This window comes from Pseudozobellia thermophila (genome assembly GCF_900141855.1).
Lineage (GTDB): Bacteria > Bacteroidota > Bacteroidia > Flavobacteriales > Flavobacteriaceae > Pseudozobellia > Pseudozobellia thermophila.
The window spans coordinates 294,415-316,972 of the sequence record NZ_FQYU01000004.1 but is presented as its reverse complement, the minus strand read 5'-3'; the positions used below and the strand labels follow the sequence as shown (position 1 = coordinate 316,972).

Here is a 22,558-nt window from a genome sequence, read left to right as displayed (position 1 = left end):
TATTCGCAAGACGGGGGTGTTTTATATTTTGCAGAAAATGTACCTTTATGGCTTACGCATCGATTACCGATAACAAATGAAACGACCCATGAAACACTACCTGATTTTTTTAATGGCTGTATTGCTGTTCTCCTGTGGGGAAGAGAAGAAAAGCGAAAAAAGCACGACCGAAGAAATGAAGCCCAAAGTAAAATTGATGACCTTGGACCCAGGCCACTTCCATGCGGCCCTGGTGCACAAATCCATGTACCCCCAGGTAGATTCCACCATTTATCTGTTCGCCCCGGAAGGTCCTGAAGTAAACGATTTTTTGGACAAGATAGAGGCCTATAATTCGAGGGAGGAAGCACCTACCGCCTGGAAGGTGGAAAGTAAGTTCGGAAACGATTATCTCGAGCAAATGTTGGCCAATAAACCGGGCAATGTCATGATCGTGGCCGGCAAGAACTCAAAAAAAATAGATTACGTGCTGGCGGCCGTGAAAGCAGGTTTGAACGTCTATGCCGACAAACCCCTGGTCATCAACCCCGAAGGCTTTGAAAAGCTGAGGCAGGCCTTTGCCATAGCCGAGGAGAACAAGGTGCTGATCTATGATATTATGACCGAACGCTTCGAATCGACCACCATGATGCAAAAATTGTTGTCGACCCTGCCCGAGGTGTTCGGCACCTTGGTCGATGGTACGCCCCAAGAACCGGCGATCAGTAAGGAAAGCGTACACCATTTCTTCAAGTATGTCAGCGGTCAGCCCTTGGTGCGCCCGGCTTGGTTTTTCGATGTGGAGGAAGAAGGCGAGGGCATCGTTGACGTAACAACGCATTTGGTCGATTTGGTGCAATGGGAAGCTTTTCCCGGACAGGTTATCGACACGTCGAAGGTTGATATGGTACAGGCGCGTCGTTGGCCTACGGTTTTGACGCCCGAAGAATTTCAAAAGGTAACGGGCCTTGAAGAGTTTCCCCCCTACCTCGATAAAGATATCAAAGATGGAAAACTTCATGTGTACGCCAATGGCGAAATGGTCTATAAGATCAATGGCAAGTTTGCCAAGGTATCGGTCATATGGAATTACCAGGCCCCCGAAGGAACGGGCGATACCCACTACAGCATTATGCGGGGCACCAAAAGCAACCTGATCATCAAACAAGGCGAAGAAGAGGGGTATAAACCCATACTCTATATAGAGCCAAAGGAGAACGAAACTTTCGAAACGGCCCTGAACGATGCCATACAAGGCGAGGTCGCCAAGGCATTTGCCGGAACTACGGTCGAAAAAATGGAAGACGGTACCTATCGCGTAAACATACCCGATGAATTTAAAATTGGCCATGAGGCCCATTTTGCCCAGGTAACCGAGAACTTTCTTGAGTATTTGGGGCAAGGGAAGCTTCCGGATTGGGAAGTGCCCAATATGATCTCAAAATACTATACGACCATCGAGGCCTATAAAATGACCCAGCAAGAATAGGGATCACGAATTTAAAATATCCCTGTATTCGATAAAAAACGCTTCAAGACGCATCATCGTTTCACTTAAAAACACCATGGTTTCCTGCCAGGTGTTTTTATTGTGGATCGATACTCCCTTTTTCTCGATGTAAACCCGTGAGACCTCCTTGCCGTTCTCCAGGATATAGGCGTCCTCGAACCGGGCTTCGGGCAGGTATTCATCGGACCTTAGAATGGATGTCAGGGATTGGATTTTTTCCCAGAGCGAAATCCGTCTTTCCAAATCGGCCGTTTCGACGTCCATGACCACCATGGCTTTTTTTACATCGAAATGGAACTTAAGGGTCAGGCCCTTGATCTTGGTGTTGTAAAGGATCCATTTTCTGGGATACGATTTCCCAAAGGCGATCCAAAATTCCTGGCGTAGTTTTTTTGATTCTTCCTTGCTGAACATTTATAGAAAATAGGCGATTGCGATTCCTAGGATAATAACCAGAATTTTTCGAAGGTTAAAGGAGTGACCTTCCGAACTTTCAAAAAGAATAACCGTCGAGATGTGCAGAAAGACCCCGATGACCAAGGCCGTAATGGGGGCGTAGTAGGCCTCCATCCAATCTACATGTGCCGCCATATAGCTGCCCATGGGCGTCATCAGGGCAAAAAGGGTCGTAAACAAAAGGGCTTTGTAAAACGGTATTCTCGAGTTCAAAAGAAAGATGGACAGTATAATGGCTATCGGAATTTTGTGCATCAACACCCCGTAAAGAAGGGTGTCGTGGTGTTCGATGGGAAAACCTTCCAAAAAGGAATGGATGCAAAGGCTTATAAAAATAGACCACGGAAACCCCGACTTTTCACTGTTCATATGAACATGGCCGTGTTCGGCCCCCTTTGAAAAGAACTCCAAAAAAATCTGCAACAGGATACCCAACATCACAAAAACCCCGACCGTCTTCGAATCGGAGTGTTCATATACCGAGGGAAAGAGTTCGAATATGGTAAGGGCGAGCAAAAAAGCACCGCTAAAGGCCAAGACCAATTTAAAGTTGTTCTTGTTTTCGGGTTTTACCGTATATACGAATATAAAACTGAATAGAACGGCCAGTATGGGAAGAAGGTAGGTCATGGACGGTAACGGGAATCAAACGGCACAACAGCGTGGGAACGGAACGGCACAACGATTCTTGACCATCCCCAACTATTGACCGGAATCTTAATGTTTGGCGCAAAATTAACCTATTTTTGCCACTTTCATACGATTTCTATGAGTGCTAATTTTAAAATGGTGGCCAAGACATTTTTTGGCTTTGAGGAGATTCTGGCAAAGGAAATAAGGAACCTGGGCGGGGGCAATATCGTTCAAGGTGTCCGTAATGTTTCCTTTGAAGGCGATACGGGGTTTATGTACAAGGCCAACCTGTGTCTGCGAACGGCCCTTAAGATCATAAAGCCCATCCATTCCTTTTCGGCAAGGACCGAAAAGGAACTGTACCGTAAGGTTTATGCGATGGACTGGGGGGACTATCTTTCGGCCGATACTTCCTTGGCCATCGATTCAACGGTGAATTCCGATACCTTTACGCATTCCCTTTACGTGTCGCAAAAGGTAAAGGATGCCATCGTCGACAAATTTCGTGACACCGAGGGAAAGCGTCCCAGCGTCGACCTGAAATTCCCCGACGTTAAGATCAATGTACACATTCACAAGGAATTCTGTAACATTGCATTGGACAGTTCGGGAAGGTCGTTGCACCAAAGGGGCTACCGCACCGCTACCAATATTGCGCCCATAAATGAAGTCTTGGCTTCTGGACTTTTGTTGATGAGTGGATGGGAAGGGCAGTGCGACTTTCTGGATCCCATGTGCGGCAGTGGCACTTTTTTGACCGAAGCGGCCATGATTGCCTGTAACATCCCCGCCAACATCAATCGGAAGGAATTTGCCTTTGAAAAATGGAACGACTTTGACGAGGCCCTGTTCGAGAAGATTACCATGGTGTGCCTGAACAAGACCCGTGAGTTCCACCATCGGATAGTGGGCTACGACAAGGCACCTTCGGCCGTAAGAAAGTCGATCGATAATGTGGCCAATGCCAACCTGTCGGAGTACATTACGGTAGAACGGAAAAATTTCTTCGATACGGCGAAGTTTACCGAAAACCGCCTGCATATGGTGTTCAATCCTCCCTATGGCGAACGGCTCAACCTAGAAATGGAGGAGTTTTACAGCGCCATCGGCGACACGCTAAAACAAAAATATCCGGGAACCGAGGCCTGGTTCATTACCTCCAACCTCGAGGCGCTCAAATACGTTGGCCTAAGGCCTTCGCGTAAGATCAAGGTATTCAATAGCCATTTGGAATCGAGATTCGTAAAATACCTGATGTACGAGGGGAGTAAGAAGGCCAAGTACCAAAAAGCCGATTAAAACGGCTTTGGGCAAATCAGTTATTGGGTTGTTTCCCTTCTTGGGGCGGCTCGGGCCGCCCTTGCCCGGTGACTTTTGGTTCTTTGGGTTTCTTGGCTTTTTTGTACAATGGGATCAGGTAGGAAATCGAATAATTGTATCCGACCCCGAACCTACTGCCATCGGTAACCTTGTTGAACCCGGGAATAAAGAGGTTCGAAAAATTATCGGGTTCTTTGTTGGTCACCAGAAAGCCTAGGCGGGCACTGGCCCCGAAATAGAGATTTTTGAACATTTCGGCCTTGATGCCGACGACAAACTCCAACCACGAGGCGGTAAGTCCGCTAAACTCCCCGATCTCTCCTGAACCTTGGGCAAAGTCATCGGGGCTCCAATAGCGGTCCGTATCGAAAATCTTGTACTCGTTCACGGTCTGGCTAAAGGTGCTAAAGGCATATCGGGCACCGACATAGATCATGTTTTGCTCTCCGTACCAGTTGCCGTAGGTATTGTAGTCGATACCGAGCTTTAGGTAGCTGCCCGAGGCCGTAAAGTTGTACAGGTCGCCGTCTTCACTGTCGATTTCGGCTCCCAAGGGCGTACCGATCGTTTTCTTTTCATTGCCCAGTTCGCCCGCTAGGTATAGGTTTTGGCTCAAGCGATAGTCGCCTACGAATTCGATGCCGGTATAATTGTCCTCCAAAACCGAAATTAGGGGACGGCTTAGGTCGACCCCGCCACGAAAGCCGTAGGGCTGTTTGTAGACCGTGCTGTCCTTCGGTCCTTGGTCTTCGGGTTGCTCTTGGGCGTAGGCTTGGCCAAACGTGCCTATTGACAAAATGAATATACTAGTGAAAAATCTTAACATGGGCCGAGGCGGTGTTTTCAACGGTTGAATCTACTACAATTACATCTTGGATCCACAGGCTGTCACTGGGAACGACGCTTGCTTCGAGCTGTTCGTAATTGACAATATAGCCGCAGGCCCTTGACTTAAAGATTTCCTTGGTCTCGTAGTTGAAGGTCAAGGTGTCTATGTTGATATCGTCGATAGACACTTGCCTGCTCAGGGTGAAGGAGGTGGTATTGGAGTCGACGCGCAAGGGAAGGACGATCGAATCCAGGGCCACATTGTCTATGGTGTCCTGCGCCCCGGAAGGAAGGAGCCCGCGAACGATCAAGTTCTGGACATCCTTGAACTCAGTGGGGTCGGAAACATCGTAGAACCGTATGACCAGGCTTGGGGTGTCGGCATCGATGCAGATGTCGTCTTTCTCACATGCGGAAAAAGAAAGGATGCCCAAAAGTATGATGACGGCAATTCTGATTTTGTTCATGGGGTCATATCTTTTCCAAAAGTACAACATTTTCAACATGGTGGGTTTGCGGAAACATATCGACGGGCTGTACTTTTGCTACATGGTACACATCTTTCATTAAGGCCAGGTCCCTGGCCTGCGTAGCGCTGTTGCAACTCACATAGACCACCCTTTTCGGCGAAATGTTCAAAATTTGCTGGACCACATCCTTGTGCATCCCGTCCCTGGGCGGGTCGGTGATGATAACATCGGGTACTCCGTTTTCGGCGATAAACTGCTCGTTGAACACGTTTCTCATGTCGCCCACATAAAAATCAACATTGTCGATCTTGTTGCGGGCGGCATTGGCCTTTGCGTCGGCAATGGCTTCGGGCACCGATTCGATTCCCACCACCTTTTTGGCCCTTTGGGCCACGAATTGGGCGATGGTTCCCGTACCGGTGTAAAGGTCGTAGACAAGTTCGTCTCCCTTAAGGTCGGCAAATTGCCTTGTAATTTTGTAAAGTTCGTAGGCCTGTGCCGAATTGGTCTGATAAAACGATTTGGCCGTTATCTTAAAGCTTAGGCCCTCCATTTCCTCGAAAATATGGTCACGTCCGGCAAAGCATACGATTTCCTGGTCGTAAATGGTGTCGTTCTGCTTGGGATTGATGACGTAGAGCAGGGAGGTGATCTCGGGAAAGGCCTCCTTGAGATGGTTCAATAAGAGCTCCCGTTTTGACCGGTCGTCTTCGTAGAACTGGATCAATACCATCAGCTCCCCTGTCGAGGCGGTACGGATCATAAGGGTCCGCAGAAGGCCGTGCTGGTGCCTGGGATTAAAGAACGACAATCCGTTCGCTATGGCAAACTCGCGGGTGGCCAGCCTTATCGCGTTCGACGGATCGCGCTGCAGGTGGCATGTCTTGATGTCGAGAATTTTGTCCCACATCCCGGGAATATGGAAGCCCAATGCGTTTCGATCTTCGATCTCGTTATCCGAATTGATTTCCTCTTGGGTCAGCCACCGACTGTCGGAAAATGAAAATTCCATTTTGTTGCGATAGAAATATGGCGCCTCGGAGCCCAGGATAGGGCTGATTTCCGGAAGCTCTAAATGGCCTATGCGCTTCAGGTTGTTCTCAACTTCCCTTTGTTTGTAGAACAACTGGTGCCCGTAGTCCATGTTTTGCCATTTGCAGCCACCACATACCCCGAAATGTTGGCATTGGGGGGTGGTCCGCTTGTCCGATAAGGTGTGGAACCTTATGGCCGTCCCTTCAAAATAGGCCTTTCTCTTTTTCGTGGTCTGAACGTCCACTACATCCCCTGGAACGGTATTGGTCAAAAAAATGACCCGTCCGTCGGGGGCCTTTCCAATGGTCTTTCCTTTAGCTCCGGCATCCACTACTTCGACATGTTCGAATACCTGCCGTTTTCTCTTTTTTCGCATGCCGCAAAAATAAACGGTTTCTTTGGAATGCGAATAGGGTTAAGCATAGTATTAACAATGAATCGGGGCACAGGCCGATGATAGTTTATTTTAACGACTATAATTTGTACTTTTGGGGTTCTTCAAGGATGATTTCTCTCCCACGCTGCTTTTTCGAGTCTTCGAAAGAATAAAGGTACAGTAGGAATGGTTGTTTTATCAATTTTAATTTAAAATGAAATGGCTGTTTTAGAGCAATTAACATCGCAGCAAGCGATCGATTTAGAAAACAAGTACGGAGCGCACAATTATCACCCCCTGCCCGTTGTGTTGAGTAGGGGTGAAGGGGTGTACGTTTGGGACGTTGAAGGAAAGCAATATTACGACTTTCTCTCGGCCTACTCCGCGGTAAACCAAGGGCATTGCCATCCAAAAATTGTACGGGCCATGACCGATCAGGCCCAAAAATTGACCCTTACCTCCAGGGCCTTTTACAACGATATGTTGGGCCGCTACGAAAAATATGTGACCAAAACCTTTGGGTACGACAAACTGCTGCCCATGAATACCGGGGCGGAAGCCGTAGAGACGGCGTTGAAAATCTGTAGAAAATGGGCTTACGAAGAAAAAGGGATTCCGGAAAACGAGGCGCAGATCATTGTCTGTGAGAATAATTTCCACGGTAGGACCACCACCATCATATCGTTTAGCAACGATCCCGTTGCCCGAAAGAATTTCGGGCCCTATACGGCCGGATTCATTAAGATCGAATACGACAATCTTGAGGCCTTGGAATCGGCTTTGAAGTCCAACGACAACATTGCCGGGTTCTTGGTAGAGCCTATCCAGGGCGAAGCCGGGGTCTACGTACCTGCTGAAGGCTATTTGCGCAAGGCCAAGGCCCTGTGCGAAAAACACGGAGTGCTTTTTATAGCGGACGAAGTACAAACGGGGATTGCCAGGACGGGTAAGATGTTGGCGGTAGACCATGAAAACGTCAAACCCGATATCTTGATCTTGGGGAAAGCGCTTTCGGGAGGGGCCTATCCCGTTTCGGCCGTTTTGGCCGATGATGGGATTATGGGCGTCATACGCCCGGGAAACCACGGTAGTACCTTTGGCGGTAACCCCGTAGCTGCCGCGGTGGGTATGGCGGCTTTGGAAGTCGTAAAGAATGAAAACCTCGCCGAGAACGCAAGGGTCTTGGGCGAAGTGTTTAGAAACGAATTGAACCAATTCATCCCTACTTGCAACATTGTTGGCCAAGTGCGCGGCAAGGGCCTGTTGAACGCTATTTTGATCAACGATACCGAAGACAGTTCCACGGCTTGGGATATTTGCGTGGCCCTGAAGGAAAACGGCCTGTTGGCCAAACCTACCCATGGCAATATTATCCGATTTGCACCTCCATTGGTGATGAACAAAGCGCAGTTGATGGATTGCGTTTCGATCATTACAACCACCCTGAAGCGGTTCGAAAGGTAATCGGGACAAGTGACCGGATGGAAAAATCCCTTCCAAGGAATTCCTTGGAAGGGATTTTTTGTTGTCGAACGGCCCGGCTAGTTACCCAAAGATTTCATGTGCCTTGGTGTTGGGATAACTGCGAACCGGTCGTTCTTGCTATTGTTCGATGCCCCATTGCTCCATCATTTCCTGATATTGTTCCATATAGGCGGCCCATCCTCCCATCTGCATAATGGAGACAATGGTCCAGACCAAGGCGATTACGCCCAATACCAATCCGATAATGGCGACCGTTTTGGCCGTTTTTAATTGGCTGTAGTTCGAATAGTTCCCCGGATTTTCCTTGTATAGTTTTTCGTCTTTGGAGGTTAGGAAAAAAGCGATTCCCGAAAGTAGAATTCCTCCGATGCCAATGCTAAAGCAACAGCAGATGTAGGAAACTATGCCCAAAACGAGGGCTATGGTTACGTTGGGTAATTTTTGTTGTTCCATAATTTTAAGGTTTAGTTATATAAATTTTAGTATGTAATTGCCCAAGATAAGGGCAACGCTTGCAATAGTCAGTGAAACAATAAGAAGACTGTTGATCTTTACCCTCGAAAAACCATCGAGTAGCAAAAGAACAAGCAGGGGTAGAATGGTGTAAATTGCGGGGTACATTTCAAATGCCGACAAAAAATCGCCCTTTAATAGAAACACCACGGCTCTTTGCAGACCACAGCCCGGACAATCGAAGCCCCACAATTTTTTGGTATAGCAGGGAAGCATATAGTTTTCGATGCTTAAAAAAAAATGGCTTAGGTACATTTTGGTCACCTCATAAAATTTGTTCACGAAAAATACCATTATTTTTGTGGATATAAAATAAAACATGGCCGTTTTTCAAATAGGGGACAAGGTTGAGACCTTGGACGATGTGATCAGTGGATGGGTGGCCAAAGTGGCCGAAAACGAGATAACCATAGAAACCGGTGATGGATTTCTATTGAATTTTGCACCTGACGAATTGGTCAAGGTCGACAAGGGGCAAATTCAGGTCAGTAATCTTGAGGCCAGTAGGGTAAAGGCCGAAAAGGAAGCACCCAAAAAAAGACGGGGCCCCGCGGTTAGGCCCAAAGAGCGGAACGCGCCCAAAATGGAGGTCGACCTGCATATTGGCCAGTTGGTTCCATCAACAAAGGGGCTGTCCAATTTCGATATGCTCAATCTACAACTCGACACCGCCAAAAGGCAGCTTGAGTTTGCCATTCGCAAACGTATACAAAAAATGGTGTTTATACATGGTGTCGGGGAGGGGGTGCTAAAGGAAGAGCTCTACAGCCTTTTTAGAAGGTACGACAACGTAAGGTACTACGATGCCGATTACCAAAAGTATGGAATGGGGGCAACCGAAGTGTACATCCTCCAAAACCATTAGTTTAGTTGCCAAAGGTGGTATAGCTGCCCATTTCCACGTTTTCGATCAGGTCGAGGGTGGTATCGCTATCGTCTTCATCGTTGGCCTTTAGGGTCAGGACAAGACTGTCTAGGGTAAAGGTGTGTGTGTAGGTCGTCGTACCGTTTTCATCGGTATCGCCTACTACGGTTTCTATGTTCAGGGTTCCCGAGGTAGACTCGTAGTACCAGGCTTCGATTTCCTCGCCAAGTGGGGCTGTTGTACAGGCCATGTCGTCGGTAGCCAAGGTGTCTACCACTACGTACCTAAAAAGGGCGTCGGCCAAATCTACCTGTCGGGGTTCGGAATCAGGAGTGGCCGAAGCGGCCAATGCCCCCAAAGGGATATCCAGGCTTATGAACTCGTCGTTGATTGTTTTGTACAAACGGACAGCGGACCCGGACGGACTTTCCGAGCATTCCGAATAAGCGTCTATGGCGAGGTAGTTCGAAAAAGGAGTGTCTAAATGGGCACTGTTGTCGGTACTGGTGGTAAAGGTGCCGTATTCAAAGGTAGAGGCATCGGTAATGCTTTCGCCCTGCGAATTGGTCAGCGATAGGCCGGTAATGGAAATCGTATGGCGGTAGTTTTTACCGGTTTCCGTTGCCGAACCGACTTGGGTGTCGATATTGATATCGCCGGCGGTGGCCGTGTTTTCTTCCAAAACGACGGGCTCGACCGACGGTATCACATCGCAAAAATAATCTTGGGAAACATCGTCCGAAAAGAACCGGTAGATTAAACTTGATGAAGAGGGAATACTACTGGAGATGCTTTCCGGGCTTGAGGTCTCGTTTGCCAACAACCCGCTCTCCAAGTTTAAAAGCAAGGCTTCATCACCATCGATCTTAAAGAAAAAGGTAGTTTCTGTGGCATCGTCCACATCGCCACAGGTACTTATGCTCACCGAATCGAAATCAACTTGTTCTATTTGTAGGTCCCCATCGTCGCAGGCACTGAACCAGAGCGTCGACAAACATAAAAACATGATTTTCTTCATGGCCCAAATTTAAAGTAATTTAAGCACAAGTTTATGGGGAATTAGGGAGAAATTAACTTTAGATCCTCTAATTTTGGGCCCTTGATAATCGAAATCCCATAGATTTTTTCGTAATGGAAAAAGTGTATTTAGACAATGCCGCCACGACCCGGGTCAGGGAAAACGTCATAGCAAAAATGCAGGAAGCCCTTTCAAACGTATATGGCAACCCCTCATCTACGCATAGCTTCGGGCGTACGGCAAAGACCGCCATCGAAAGTGCGAGAAAGACCATTGCCAAATATTTGAATGCCCACCCGTCGGAGATTATCTTTACTTCGGGCGGCACCGAGGCCGACAATATGATACTTCGTTGTGCGGTCAGGGACTTGGGGGTTTCGACCCTGATTACCTCGAAGATCGAGCATCATGCCGTATTGCATACCGCGGAGGACCTGCGGGAAAATGAAAAGATAGACCTGCGCTTCGTAAACCTTGACGAATACGGCAATCCCGACCTGAAGCACCTAAAGCAACTTTTGGAGGCCGACGATTCAAGGAAAATGGTCAGTTTGATGCACGTGAACAACGAGATCGGCAATATTACGGATGTCAATGCGGTGGGCGTCCTATGCCGCGAAACCGGGGCGTATTTTCACTCCGACACCGTACAATCGATAGGGCATTATTCTTGGGACGTACAGGAAACCCCCATAGATTTTATGGCGGCGGCGGCCCACAAATTCCACGGGCCGAAAGGTATCGGTTTTGCCTTTATACGGAGAAATTCTGGTTTGAAACCCATGATTTCAGGTGGGGCACAGGAACGTGGATACCGGGCCGGTACCGAATCTTTCCACAATATCGTGGGACTTGAAGAGGCCTTTGTTTCCGCCTATGACAACTTGGAAAATGAAATGGCGTATGTAGCGGGACTCAAGCGGTACTTTATCGATCAAATAAAGAAACGGATACCGAAGGCCAAATTGAACGGGCATTCGGGCGATATGGAAAAAAGTACCTATACCTTGGTGAACGTGTGTTTGCCCATCGATCCCCAAAAGGCCCTCATGCTTTTGTTTCATCTGGATATTAAGGGCATTGCCTGCTCAAGGGGAAGCGCCTGCCAATCGGGAAGCGATACGGCCTCCCATGTACTTTCCGAAATTCTGGACGAAGGGGACATGAAAAAACCTTCGTTGAGGTTTTCCTTCTCAAAATACAACACCAAGGAAGAGCTCGACTATACCGTCGAGGTATTGAAAGGTTTTGTCGAGGATTGATCGCGCCGATGGTAAAAACCGGAAGCTTATCCGGTTTCCTTTTTTCTGTCTTTTCGCTTTTCGCGGTCGTAAGGAAATTTCCGGGCGGCAAGTTTCATCATTCGGTCAATGAAGTCGTTCGTGTTCTTTCCCGACTTCTTGTTGATCTGCTTTTCGTACTTCCAAAGTAGTTTTCCGCTGGCGCCATCGCTTATTTTTACCCCGATACGTCCGTAATCGGCACTTCCCGAAAAATAGTCCATAAAGCTGAACTCGGTCGAGACCCCTTTTGAAAGCAACACGTTAAGGTCGATATTGCCGCTTATGATCCCGTCTACCCCCAAAATTTTACTGAGTTCCTTAATGGTGTAAACGTCAATGTTGTCAAAAGTGATGTTGTTCTGGGCCAAAATGGCGTTCGTATTTTTGATGTTTTGAAACTCTACGGAAAATTTCTTCTTTTTCTTGCGCTTTGAGAAATAGGTTTCAAGGGCATTTTGAACGGCATACCCCTCTTTTTCTTCCAAGGAGCGCAATTCCTTTTTGGAAATTTCGTCCTTTAGGTCGAGGTGGGCAAAAAAGGGAATAATGGCCAGAATTTTATGCCCTTCACTTAGTTGGTCGAACCTGTTGCTCTCATAAATGTTTTTTTGGGCACTGGCCTGTGCCAGGACCAAAAAGGACAAAATGTAAAAAATTCTTTTCATCGGTCTGAATTGTTAAAGACGCAATCGCTATCAAATGTTCGTTGACCGTCCGGTCATATCAATCGGAACGGCCTATGCTCTTTTGCTCCCAACATCCCTTGATCCCGTATTGGCAATTGGATCTCGGGTGTTAAAAAAAATCAAAGCTTTCTACTCCGGCACCAAGTTTGTCGAAACGGATCGGACAGTGGTTGTTCGGGTAGTGCCTTTTTCCTTCCGCAAAAATATGGGAAATTCCCAAATCGGCATGCTTATAATCCCTTTATCTACCCCGGTAAACCTAAGGGGCTTTATGCCGACCCGTGCGATAGGGGGCAGGCTTGCCTTTGCGGCACCCCTGTACTACGGCGCCTTGTCTCCGTGTCGAGGGGAAACAGGGCCTCGTAGATAGGCCTACAAATCGATTATGCACGAAAAGGGTTCATTTTCTGAAAAAGGTACTGGTGTACGTATTTGAATTTCCGACGTTGTCGGTTACGGTGAGTTCCAACTTGCATTCCTTTTGATCGAGAATGATATCGTCAAAATTATAGGTAAGCGTATTGGTCTTCGGCTCGTACTCCATCAGTATCCATTTTCCGTTCAAGGTTGCCGAATAGGACTTAATGCCGCTGAGGTCGTCCGTAATCCTCAGGCTTAGGTAGCGATAATTGTTGAGCCATTGTCCATCCTTGAAGTTTTTGGGCCTGATTTTGGGGGCTAGGCTGTCTTTGGCCAAGGTATAGGTGCCAAGGTTGCGCGTACGGGTGGTAAAGGTATTGCCGCGTTTATAGGTAGAGGAGTGGTGCGGCCTTAACCGGCTGTCCAACCGGGCGATAAAAAGCTGTTTTTTTTCTTCGGGGCTGTACTTCGAAACATCAAAGGTAATGGTAAAGTTTTTATGGGCGGCCACCCTGTTGTTGTGAATGGTGACCGTGTCGTCGCCCTTTTTCAAATCGATGTAAAAATCGTCGTAGAAGGTGTTGGCCGGAAAATAGACCTTGGCCCCTCCCAGGTCGTAGTTGTTGGGTTTTTTGGCAATAACGTAGTTCTCGGTCTTTTCCTCTTCCTTGTCGACAATGACGGGTTCGACCTTGCCCTCCACGGGTATTACCGCCTTGGTAATGTTGCCCTCGTAATCTTTTATCAAGAGCTCTACATTGTAGCTGAGGCCTTCCCGTACATCCAGCTTGCCGTCGTTGTATAGCGTATTGTAGATACTTAGCTTGTTGCCGGGGGCCTTAAAGAGTTTCTGGATCCGCTGGCGGTACCTGCCATACCTTTCGTAATCGATCAAGGTGTTGATGTACCGGGTTTCGGAGAACGAAAACTTTTCAAAGTCGTATTCCGTGTATTTGGTGCCGTTCACCAGTTGTTGTACCGAATATACCCCGTTTCGGTTGGCCGCTAGATCTTGGCGGTCGTAGCCGACAAAGCCGAAGCCGATGGTACCGACGGCATTGACCTTCTCGGCCAAAAAGCTGCCGTCCTCCTGTTTTTTAAAGTGAAGTTCCATGACCTGCTTGCTTTGGTTGACCACGGCATCGTCGGACAGGGGGTAGGCATAGAGCTTTTCCAAGGTCGGGTTGGTGGCATCCCTTACCTCGTAGCCGTACAAAAGGGGGTTGGTAGGTTTCTCCGAGATGCTGCTCCTGATTTCGAAATGGAGGTGCGGCCCCGATGAGCCTCCGGTATTGCCGCTATAGGCGATAAGCTCCCCTTTCTCGACCTTGAGTTCCCCGAAGTCGGGAAAAACTTCGACCTCGTACGATTTCTTCCTGTACTGGATCTTTTTGATGTAGGCCTCAATGGTAGGCGAGAATTTTTGCAAGTGGCCGTAGACCGAGGTGTAGCCGTTCGGGTGTGCCACATACAGCGCTTTTCCATAGCCCCAATGCGATATTTTTATCCGGGTGACGCTGCCGTCGCCAATGGCGTAAACGGGGAGTCCCTCCCTTTGTTTTGTCTTTATGTCGATTCCGGAGTGAAAGTGGTTCGACCGAAGCTCGCCGAAGGTCCCGGCCAGTACGACAGGTATATCCAAGGGAGATCGAAATGCGTCCGTAGGGTATTTTTCCTGCGCGAATCCAAAAACGCAGCTAAACAGTAAAAGCGATAAAATTTTTTTGCCCATAGTAATAGTTACAGCTACGAAATTAGCCAATCGGATCTAATTCCTGAAAAATGAAACTTATAAAAATAGATTCCCTACTGGGAATGAACGTTAAACGGGCAGTTAAAGTATTACTTCAAGAATAATTGAAAAAAGAATTGCTAGGAAGCCCAAGGTATGTTAACTTTGTGTAAAATGCATCGCGTTTGAAACTATGAGTGAATTGGTGACAGTAGTCGATTCTTTGGAGAACAAAATCAGCAAGTTATTGCATAAAATGGAATTGCTCCATCAGGCTAATACCAAATTGGAAAACGAACTCGAGGCCCTTAAAAATGAAAGGGACAAGGTTCATGATTCCGTTTCCTATTGGGAAGAGAAATACAATTCGCTTAAATTGGCAGGCACGATGTTTGGCAGTAATACAGATAAGACTGAAGCTAAGCTTAAGATAAATGCTTTGATAAGGGAGTTGGACCATTGTATAACCCAACTGGCCGAATAACAGAAGAGGAAAAAAATGTCGGAAAAGCTCAAAATAAAACTTTCCATTGCCGATAGGGTGTATCCCTTGACCATCGATCCCAGCCAAGAGGAAGGTCTGAGAAAGGCGGCCAAGAATATCGAACAATTGGCAAAAAAGTTTGAACAGAGTTATGCCGTGCGCGATAAACAGGATGTACTTGCCATGTGCGCATTGCAGTTCGCATCGAAGATCGAACAGCGCGGTATCGATCAGACCGAAAACAACCAAGAGGCCACCGAACGCCTAAAGGCGCTCGAGCAGTTGGTCACATCGAAGCTTAGTGTAAAGTAGACGTTCTTTAAAATAGCATAAGTTACTGCCCACATTGGTATTATCTTTTGACAAACTCAACGTTAATTTGTTTAAAAAGGGTGAGTTTAGGTTGTAAAAGCAGGCCTTACTAGTATAAGGATCCTTGAGCAATCTGTTAGCCCTAAACCTGTTTTTAGGAGTTTGTACAAAACTTCGCCGATGTGGGTTTTTTTATATTAAATTTTCAATATATGGATAGTGCAACATTAATAATAGTAGCAATCATAGGAATCGCGGTAGGTTTTGCCATCGCGAAATTCATGGAAAAGGGTAAGGCATCGAAAATACTGGCCAATGCCAAACGGGAAGCCGATACCATCATTAAAAATGCCAAGGTCGAGGGGGAGAATATCAAAAAGGATAAGATCTTTCAGGCCAAGGAAAAGTTTCTTGAACTTAAGGCCGAGCATGAAAAGGTGATCGTCAGCAAGGACAAAAAGATAAATGAGGCCGTAAAGCGTACCCGTGACAAGGAATCGCAAGTGAGCAGTGAGCTTGCAAAGAACAAAAAGCTCAATGATCAGCTCAGCGCCAAGATCAAGGAGGTAGCCCATAAGGAGTCTATCTTCGAGAAAAAACAGGCGGAGCTCGATAAGCTCCATCGAAACCAGGTACAGCAGTTGGAGGTTATCTCGGGCCTTTCGGCAGAGGAGGCCAAGGGCCAATTGTTGGAATCGCTGAAGGAAACGGCCAAGACCGATGCCATGGCCTACATCCAGACCACCTTGGAGGAGGCCAAGCTCACCGCCCAACAAGAGGCCAAAAAAATCGTTATCAATACCATTCAGCGGATCGGTACCGAAGAGGCCGTCGAGAACTGCGTCTCCGTCTTCAACCTTGAATCGGACGATGTAAAAGGGCGTATCATTGGCCGCGAAGGACGTAACATTCGGGCCTTGGAAGCGGCAACGGGAGTCGAGATCATCGTAGACGATACCCCCGAGGCCATTATATTGTCCTGTTTCGACTCGGTCCGCCGCGAAGTGGCCCGCTTGTCGCTCCATAAATTGGTTACCGATGGGCGAATCCATCCGGCACGAATCGAAGAGATCGTCAAAAAAACGGAGAAACAGATCGAACAGGAAATCGTTGAGGTCGGTAAAAGGGCCGTGATCGATTTGGGTATCCACGGCTTGCACCCCGAACTTGTAAAGGCCGTTGGGCGTATGAAATACCGTTCTTCGTACGGACAGAACCTGCTTCAACACTCGAGGGAGGTCGCCAAGCTCTGTGGGGTAATGGCCGCCGAACTGGGGCTCAATCCGAAACTGGCCAAGCGGGCGGGACTTTTGCACGATATAGGCAAAGTGCCGAATACCGAGGCGGAAGTTGAAACCCCACACGCCATTTTGGGTATGCAATGGGCCGAAAAATACGGAGAGAAACCCGATGTATGCAATGCCATCGGCGCCCACCACGACGAGATTGAAATGAATACGCTGATCTCGCCGATCGTACAGGTCTGCGACGCCATTAGCGGTGCGAGGCCCGGCGCCCGTAGGCAGGTACTCGATTCCTATATCCAAAGGCTAAAGGACCTCGAGGACATCGCTTTCGGATTCGGGGGCGTGCAAAAGGCCTATGCCATTCAGGCAGGTCGGGAATTGCGGGTCATTGTCGAAAGTGAAAAGGTAAGCGACGATAAAGCCGCACAGTTGTCTTTTGAGATCTCGCAAAAAATACAGACCGATATGACCTATCCTGGCCAAGTAAAGGTAACCGTCATCCGGGAAACCCGTTCGGTAAACGTGGCGAAATAGATTGACCGCTTTATCAAAATAAGTTTAGGGGCCGCTTTAGCGGCCCTTTTTTGTTAGGTCTTCGGTCTAGGGATAGTGGCGGGCAAGGCGTCCGTCTATTTTATCCGTTTTCCCTGGGTGGTAAAGGAAATACCCTGCTGTCCCATGGTCGAGTTCATAACGCCTTCGAACATGGGTTCGGGGCAGTTGGCAGGTATTTTCCATTCGAAGATAAAGTTGGAGCCGGTGCCTCCCTCAATATCCACCTCATCTATGATGATTTCGGTGGTTTCCATGGGGGCCAGGTACAGGGGGTAATCGAAATAGGTCCGTATCGGATGGCCGTGGGTGTCGAAATACTCCGCCTTCAATAAATAGATCGTGTCCTGATCGCTTGTATTCCTCATGCTGACCATGGCCGTCAGGTTGTGGGTCTTGTGCTCCGATAGGCTGTATATCTGTGAATAGATGGAAAGATACGACTTGCCGTGGTCAAGGCTGTCCTTTTGGCTAATGTCGATCTTTCTTTTCGACCAATTTTCCGGATTGAACGAACTGATCTCCTTCTTGGGTTCAAGGTCGCACCCCAAAAACAGTAACGATGCGGCCAGCGATGTAAAGAGTGTTTTCATAGGGTGTGGAATTTCATAAGGGTTCTTTGCCGAAGGTTGCCTATACGTACAGGGTCCCATATCCAAAACTACCAAATTTCGGGTAAAAATCGGTTGCCGGATGCTGGTTTTGTCGAAGAAGGTCTTCTCCTGAAAAACGGATTACATGACAAGGGACCTGCCTGACCGCCGAATTGTACCTGATCCAGGCCAAATCCGTTTTTTGAGGGCCACGGGGCCAAGAAAGGAAAAGCCTCCCTTAGGTTGTTGGGCTTGCCGGCGCTATGGGTACCGGACTTCTACGCTAGGCGGGAGGTGTATGGCTTTTTTTTGGCCAAGGTAAAGTAAAAACGGATGCCGCTGCGATTTTCTTTCCGGCGCCCCAGTTCTATTGTGCCCCCCAATTTTTCTATGATGGCCTTTACCGTGGCCAAACCCAAACCGGTATCGGTGGCGTTGGTCCTTTTTATCGTTTCGAACATAAGGAAAACTTTGTCCCACAGCTGTTCGGGGACACCGGGCCCGTCGTCCTCATAGGTGAAGGTGTAATAATCGTCTTCTTCACAAAAGGCTATTTCTATCCGGGCTTGGCCTTGTTCGGAGAACTTTAGGGAATTGGTCATCAACTCGGAAAAGATTTGAACAAAACCGTTTAATGAATGGTTTATTTGGTGATGGCAGTTGGTCAAGACCAGGTCCAAATGGGGCGTAAGACCGATTTTTTCTTCGATGCCCTTAAGTTCTTCCGCTATGTTGAAGGAGTTGAACTGTATTTGGCCGTTCATAAAGTTGGTGTACTTGATTATACCGTTGATCAGGGCTTCCATATAGCTGACGCGGTCATCGATGGTATTTAGCCAATCGGGTATTTCCGTCTCCTTTAAGAAATCGAGGTAGTCTTCCTTTATAAAACCGACCAAGGTGCTTATACCGTGCAGGGGCGTTTTCATATCGTGGGCAAGGCGATAGGTGAAATGTTTGAGTTGATCGTTTTTCTGGGTGAGTTCTTCGTTGATCAGTTTTTGGTGGATGTTTTGGCGACGGAGTTCCAGTTGGGCCATTACCTGGTTGGCCAAGGACTTTAGACTGGCTTCCTGTTCGGGCGTAAAATCGGTTCGGGGCTTGGTGTCTATCACACATAGGGTTCCTATGGGAAGGCCGTCTTTGGTGTTCAAAGGGGCTCCGGCATAGAATCGCACCTTGGGCTCGTCGATGACCAAGGGGTTGTTCTTAAAACGTGCGTCCTTGGTAGAGTCTTCAACAATGAGCAAGTCATGCGGAGCGTTTATGGCATGGGCGCAAAAGGCCAGTTCACGTGGGGTTTCGGTAACCTCGATACCATGGTGCGACTTGAACCATTGCCGATCGGTGTCTATCAGTGATACCAAGGCCATTGGGGTATGGAACATAGCCGCCGCAATTCGGGTGATGGCGTCATAGGCTTCCTCTTCTGTGGTATCCAGAATATGAAAGCTTTCCAAAGCAACCAATCGCTCTTTTTCGTTGAGGGGAATTTGTGGTTTGATCATGTGCCCATTTATTGAACGATAGCTAATATGTAGGCCAAACCCTTCTTTTTTTTGGGTTTTAACGTACATGCAGAACCATTCAAACGTTTATGGACAGGGTAATATTGCTTGGTGGTGCGGGCTTATTTTGAGGAATAGCGTTCAAAGAACCCCGAAACGTCTTTAATGTCTTCGATTCCAAGGATATAACAGGTTTCCGACAGGTCGGAAAAATCAAGACCGCCCTTGGCGACGGCCTCGTTATTGTAGCGCCCATCCTTACCGTTGTACTTCAGGCCCAGGTCAACGGCCAATTGCCATACGTCGTTCAATTTTTTGTCGGAAACTTTGGTTTTCCATTGCCTGTAGCTCGGCGAACGGAAGCCGGGGGTACCGTTGCCCACTTCGTTGCCGTCCTGTATTTTGTGGTAGGTGGTGTTTTCCTTTACATATGTTAAGCTGTTGCCGTCGGTTACCTTTTCGTTCCAATCGCTGTGCTGTACCACGTGAAAACGCTTAAGGCTGTTCAGTTTGGGCATGTCTTTTTTTACTGCCTTTATAAGGGCCGCCGAAAAGTCGGATTGGCCGGCCTCGGCTATCCATATATTGCCGTTGTCCCTTAATGTGGCCAGAACCAGTTTCTTTACCTTTTCAACGGCATTCTCAAAGTTTTCATGGGCATCCGTCCAGTTTTGGCCAAAAGCCAATTCGAGCAATTCGTTGGGCGGTACATAGAGGCCCTCTTGAACGCCATAGGTGCCGGCCACGGCATGGTAGTGGATATCGGAAAATTCGGGTTGCGATACCAGGGTCTTGAAAGCGGCAATGGTATGTAGGTCGTCTACGTCGGTTTTGCAATCGAATTGGGCCAGGAGCAGGTCTTTTTGCTTATTGAACCTTTTCGCTTTTGGAATGCCGTCGTTTCCCTTCTGGGCATTGGCTGAAAGGGTCAATAGGGCAAATACGATCGATACTAGGGTTTGTGCTCTCATTTTGTTATCCGATTTATAGGGGTTCGATTTGGGCCGCCATGATCTTGGCGGCCAAAGGGAAATGTGTATATAAAATTGGCTTGGGAAAAGACTTGGAAGAGGCAGGCCCTTACTCGGTGGCCTCGTCGGTGTCCTCCGTTTCTTCGTCTTCCGTCGCTTCGGCCTCGCGGTTCATGCTGTTTTCCAAGATGTTCAATTTCTTCAATTTCGCTTTCCAGGTGGCAAGGGCTTCCTTGTGCTTGTTGACACGGTCTATTACATCCTTGACCAAGGGGTTGTCTTCCGAGGCATTGGAGAAAAACTGCAGGTTGGTTTCGAGCTGTCGGATTTCCCCCTTGTATTCTTCTATCTTTTTACGGATAAAACTGCGTTCGTTCTGAATGGCCCGTTCGTTTTCGGCTTGGGCCAGTTCCTGTACCTTGTTGCCGTACTTGATGAGTTCGGCATCCTGATGGCTGACCCCGAGCTTTTTGAACAGGGCATCCAATATTTTATTGAACTTCTGGTCGATGTTCTTTTTTCGGAAGGGCACTCGGCCATACGACTTCCATTCGGCAACAAAATCTTTGAGCCGCTGCAGGTCGGCATCGCGATCGTCGGAGAGTTCCAGGGCCTTTAGCCTTTCAAGGCAGGCTTCTTTCTTCGCCAAGTTTTCTTCCTCTTCGTGCTGCCCCTTGTTTTTTAAGGCATGTAGGCGGTCGAAGTAATGGTTACAGGCGCTTTTGAACTCTTTCCAGATCTTATCGGAATATTTTCTGGGGACGTGGCCTATCTTTTTCCATTCCGCCTGAATGCGCTTCATTTCGGGGGTGGTGGTGTCGTAATCCTCACTGTCTTTTAAGGAAAGTGCCAGATCGAGCAAGGCCCTCTTTTTGTTGAGGTTCTCCTGTTGTTCCTTCTTAAGGTTTTTATAGTAGGCGTTTTTATTGCGGTTGAAGCTGCGTACCGCTTCCTTGAACTCGGCCCAGGTCTTTTCGTTTTTGCTTCGGGGTACCTTGCCGGCACCAAAGAAGTCGTTGCGAAGCTCCTCGACCTTTTTGATCTGCTGTTGCAGTCCCTTGTGGTTGTTCGCCACGTTGTTCGCCAAATGGGCTATTTCGGCAATGATGACCTGTTTTCTCTCCCAGTTTTTTTCGTATTCGGCATCGAGTTGCTTGTAATAGTCCTGTCTTCGTTGGTGCAGTACCTTGGTGGCATTGCTGAAGCGTTCCCATATCTCGTCGCGATGTTCCTGTCCGACGGGACCAATGTCTTCCTTCCAGATTTTATGGAGTATCTGCAGCTCGCGAAACACCTTGTTCAGGTCGGGTTCGGTGGCCAGGGCTTCGGCTTGTTTTATCAGTTTTTCCTTTTCGGCCAGATTGTGTTTGAAATCGAGGTCGCGCAGCTCCCTGTTCAGGTGCAGGAAATCGTAAAAGATCTCTACATGGTGCTGGTAGGTACGCCATACATCGTTGTAGTGGGTACGTGGAACGGGTCCGGCGTTGCGCCATTGTTCTTGAAGGTCTTTAAAGGTCTTGTATGTGGTGTTCATATCTTCTTCCACGTTGACAAGCCCTTTCAGCTCTTCAATGATCTCGAGGCGTTTCTTTAGGTTGTTCTTGAGGTCCTTTTCAAGATTTTTGTAATACTGGTTTCGCTTTTCGCGATAATCGGCATAGACCTCATTGAACTGTCTTTTGGTAACCGAGTTGTACCTGAAGTCGATTTCGTTGCCCCCGTTGGCAATAAAGTCTTCCTTCTTTTGCTCTATAAAATCTTGGAATTTTAGGTCGAACTCCGCTTTTATGCCATCTACATGTTTCTTGATGGCCTGTACCTTTTCATTTCGGACAAGTCGTTGAAGTTCGCCCACCAAATTTTCCATAGACATGGAATGGTAGTCCAACATGGGAATGTTATGGCGGTGTTCGTTATCGGTGTCCTCGGCATCTTCGGCATTGTTCTCGTCAATTTCTTCGAGAACATCCTCGGTGTTGTCGGGGTTTTGAACATCGCCGTCTTCCGCGGTGCCCTCTTTATCGGAAGCCACGGGTTGGTCGCCTCCTTCTTCCGGCTCCTCGGTTTTTGGCGGTTCCGCTTTCTCAACCTCTTTTACATCGGACAATTGGGCCGATTCTTGGGTTTCTACCCCGTTTTGGGGTGTCGAATCCTCCGTTGTTTGGCCTTTCTCTTCGATATTTTCTTGAAGTTTCTTATCTTCAGACATGGTCGTTTATATTTGTTTTCAGGCCCGCAACTGCGTTTATTGATAAGTCCGCGCCCGTTCAATCCTCATAGTTTATCGTACCGTCCGAAATGTTTCGGTGCCCTTTGGCCCTACATTTTTTAACAGACGGATC

Annotated in this window: 22 protein-coding genes and 1 other RNA gene; 9 read left to right on the top strand and 14 right to left on the bottom strand. The window is 47.9% G+C overall.

The features are described 5' to 3' along the window. Positions 1-88: 88 nt before the first annotated feature. Positions 89-1,468, top strand: coding sequence for a putative oxidoreductase C-terminal domain-containing protein (locus tag BUB37_RS13200; protein ID WP_072994310.1), 1,380 nt, complete (start codon positions 89-91; stop codon positions 1,466-1,468). A gap of 3 nt (positions 1,469-1,471) precedes the next feature. Here BUB37_RS13200 and BUB37_RS13195 read toward each other — a convergent pair whose 3' ends face one another. Continuing rightward, entirely contained in the window at positions 1,472-1,903 is a 432-nt protein-coding gene (locus BUB37_RS13195) for a DUF4268 domain-containing protein (protein ID WP_072994281.1), read from the bottom strand. Further along, complete coding sequence (locus BUB37_RS13190; protein WP_072994280.1) at positions 1,904-2,575, bottom strand: ZIP family metal transporter; 672 nt, start codon at positions 2,573-2,575, stop codon at positions 1,904-1,906. 138 nt (positions 2,576-2,713) lie between these two features. On the opposite strand from BUB37_RS13190, the gene BUB37_RS13185 reads away from it, so the two are divergent. Next, complete coding sequence (locus BUB37_RS13185) at positions 2,714-3,877, top strand: THUMP domain-containing class I SAM-dependent RNA methyltransferase (protein WP_072994279.1); 1,164 nt, start codon at positions 2,714-2,716, stop codon at positions 3,875-3,877. A gap of 16 nt (positions 3,878-3,893) precedes the next feature. On the opposite strand, the gene BUB37_RS13180 is transcribed toward BUB37_RS13185, so the two are convergent. The 3 genes from BUB37_RS13180 to rlmD are packed head-to-tail and all read right to left on the bottom strand — an operon-like array spanning position 3,894 to position 6,607. After that, complete coding sequence (locus BUB37_RS13180) at positions 3,894-4,694, bottom strand: DUF6048 family protein (RefSeq protein ID WP_317616552.1); 801 nt, start codon at positions 4,692-4,694, stop codon at positions 3,894-3,896. 10 nt (positions 4,695-4,704) lie between these two features. Then, positions 4,705-5,193 carry a DUF6452 family protein gene (locus tag BUB37_RS13175; RefSeq protein ID WP_072994277.1) on the bottom strand — a complete coding sequence of 163 codons (489 nt, stop codon included), beginning with the start codon at positions 5,191-5,193 and terminating at the stop codon, positions 4,705-4,707. Between the two features lie 4 nt (positions 5,194-5,197). After that, positions 5,198-6,607, bottom strand: a complete 1,410-nt coding sequence (gene rlmD / locus BUB37_RS13170; RefSeq protein WP_072994276.1) for a 23S rRNA (uracil(1939)-C(5))-methyltransferase RlmD — start codon at positions 6,605-6,607, stop codon at positions 5,198-5,200. 219 nt (positions 6,608-6,826) lie between these two features. Between rlmD and rocD the strand changes: the two genes are divergently transcribed. Then, the gene (gene rocD, locus BUB37_RS13165) at positions 6,827-8,071 is read left to right on the top strand and encodes an ornithine--oxo-acid transaminase (protein WP_072994275.1); all 1,245 of its coding nucleotides are present in this window, start codon (positions 6,827-6,829) and stop codon (positions 8,069-8,071) included. A 138-nt stretch (positions 8,072-8,209) separates the two neighbouring features. On the opposite strand, the gene BUB37_RS13160 is transcribed toward rocD, so the two are convergent. Continuing rightward, the gene (locus BUB37_RS13160; protein WP_072994274.1) at positions 8,210-8,545 is read right to left on the bottom strand and encodes a CCC motif membrane protein; all 336 of its coding nucleotides are present in this window, start codon (positions 8,543-8,545) and stop codon (positions 8,210-8,212) included. 15 nt (positions 8,546-8,560) lie between these two features. Then, positions 8,561-8,887, bottom strand: a complete 327-nt coding sequence (locus BUB37_RS13155; protein ID WP_244526833.1) for a DUF2752 domain-containing protein — start codon at positions 8,885-8,887, stop codon at positions 8,561-8,563. 37 nt (positions 8,888-8,924) lie between these two features. Between BUB37_RS13155 and BUB37_RS13150 the strand changes: the two genes are divergently transcribed. Further along, positions 8,925-9,470 (top strand): Smr/MutS family protein, encoded by a 546-nt coding sequence (locus BUB37_RS13150; protein ID WP_072994273.1) that lies wholly within the window; start codon positions 8,925-8,927, stop codon positions 9,468-9,470. 1 nt (position 9,471) lies between these two features. Here BUB37_RS13150 and BUB37_RS21795 read toward each other — a convergent pair whose 3' ends face one another. After that, a complete protein-coding gene (locus tag BUB37_RS21795; protein ID WP_072994272.1) occupies positions 9,472-10,488 on the bottom strand; it encodes a hypothetical protein in 1,017 nt (338 codons plus the stop codon). 113 nt (positions 10,489-10,601) lie between these two features. Between BUB37_RS21795 and BUB37_RS13140 the strand changes: the two genes are divergently transcribed. Next, positions 10,602-11,750 carry a cysteine desulfurase family protein gene (locus BUB37_RS13140; RefSeq protein WP_072994271.1) on the top strand — a complete coding sequence of 383 codons (1,149 nt, stop codon included), beginning with the start codon at positions 10,602-10,604 and terminating at the stop codon, positions 11,748-11,750. A 26-nt stretch (positions 11,751-11,776) separates the two neighbouring features. Here BUB37_RS13140 and BUB37_RS13135 read toward each other — a convergent pair whose 3' ends face one another. Together BUB37_RS13135 and BUB37_RS13125 are read right to left on the bottom strand one after the other, a co-directional pair. Beyond that, positions 11,777-12,436 (bottom strand): hypothetical protein, encoded by a 660-nt coding sequence (locus BUB37_RS13135; RefSeq protein ID WP_072994270.1) that lies wholly within the window; start codon positions 12,434-12,436, stop codon positions 11,777-11,779. A gap of 421 nt (positions 12,437-12,857) precedes the next feature. After that, positions 12,858-14,549, bottom strand: a complete 1,692-nt coding sequence (locus BUB37_RS13125) for a M23 family metallopeptidase (protein ID WP_072994268.1) — start codon at positions 14,547-14,549, stop codon at positions 12,858-12,860. 193 nt (positions 14,550-14,742) lie between these two features. Between BUB37_RS13125 and BUB37_RS13120 the strand changes: the two genes are divergently transcribed. The 4 genes from BUB37_RS13120 (at position 14,743) to rny (ending at position 17,126) form a co-directional block, all read left to right on the top strand. Further along, the gene (locus tag BUB37_RS13120) at positions 14,743-15,033 is read left to right on the top strand and encodes a hypothetical protein (protein ID WP_072994267.1); all 291 of its coding nucleotides are present in this window, start codon (positions 14,743-14,745) and stop codon (positions 15,031-15,033) included. Positions 15,034-15,048: 15 nt separating this feature from the next. After that, positions 15,049-15,345 (top strand): cell division protein ZapA, encoded by a 297-nt coding sequence (locus BUB37_RS13115; RefSeq protein WP_072994266.1) that lies wholly within the window; start codon positions 15,049-15,051, stop codon positions 15,343-15,345. Positions 15,346-15,399: 54 nt separating this feature from the next. Then, positions 15,400-15,509: non-coding RNA, 6S RNA (gene ssrS, locus BUB37_RS13110), on the top strand. A 48-nt stretch (positions 15,510-15,557) separates the two neighbouring features. Beyond that, positions 15,558-17,126, top strand: a complete 1,569-nt coding sequence (gene rny / locus BUB37_RS13105) for a ribonuclease Y (protein WP_072994265.1) — start codon at positions 15,558-15,560, stop codon at positions 17,124-17,126. 95 nt (positions 17,127-17,221) lie between these two features. Here rny and BUB37_RS13100 read toward each other — a convergent pair whose 3' ends face one another. The 4 genes from BUB37_RS13100 to BUB37_RS13085 form a co-directional block, all read right to left on the bottom strand. Continuing rightward, on the bottom strand, positions 17,222-17,737 hold the full coding sequence (locus BUB37_RS13100; protein ID WP_072994308.1) for a DUF3124 domain-containing protein: 516 nt from the start codon (positions 17,735-17,737) through the stop codon (positions 17,222-17,224). 278 nt (positions 17,738-18,015) lie between these two features. Next, a complete protein-coding gene (locus BUB37_RS13095) occupies positions 18,016-19,245 on the bottom strand; it encodes a sensor histidine kinase (protein WP_072994307.1) in 1,230 nt (409 codons plus the stop codon). Positions 19,246-19,367: 122 nt separating this feature from the next. After that, the gene (locus tag BUB37_RS13090) at positions 19,368-20,216 is read right to left on the bottom strand and encodes a hypothetical protein (RefSeq protein ID WP_072994264.1); all 849 of its coding nucleotides are present in this window, start codon (positions 20,214-20,216) and stop codon (positions 19,368-19,370) included. A gap of 109 nt (positions 20,217-20,325) precedes the next feature. Further along, complete coding sequence (locus BUB37_RS13085; RefSeq protein WP_072994263.1) at positions 20,326-22,425, bottom strand: DUF349 domain-containing protein; 2,100 nt, start codon at positions 22,423-22,425, stop codon at positions 20,326-20,328. Positions 22,426-22,558 lie beyond the last annotated feature (133 nt).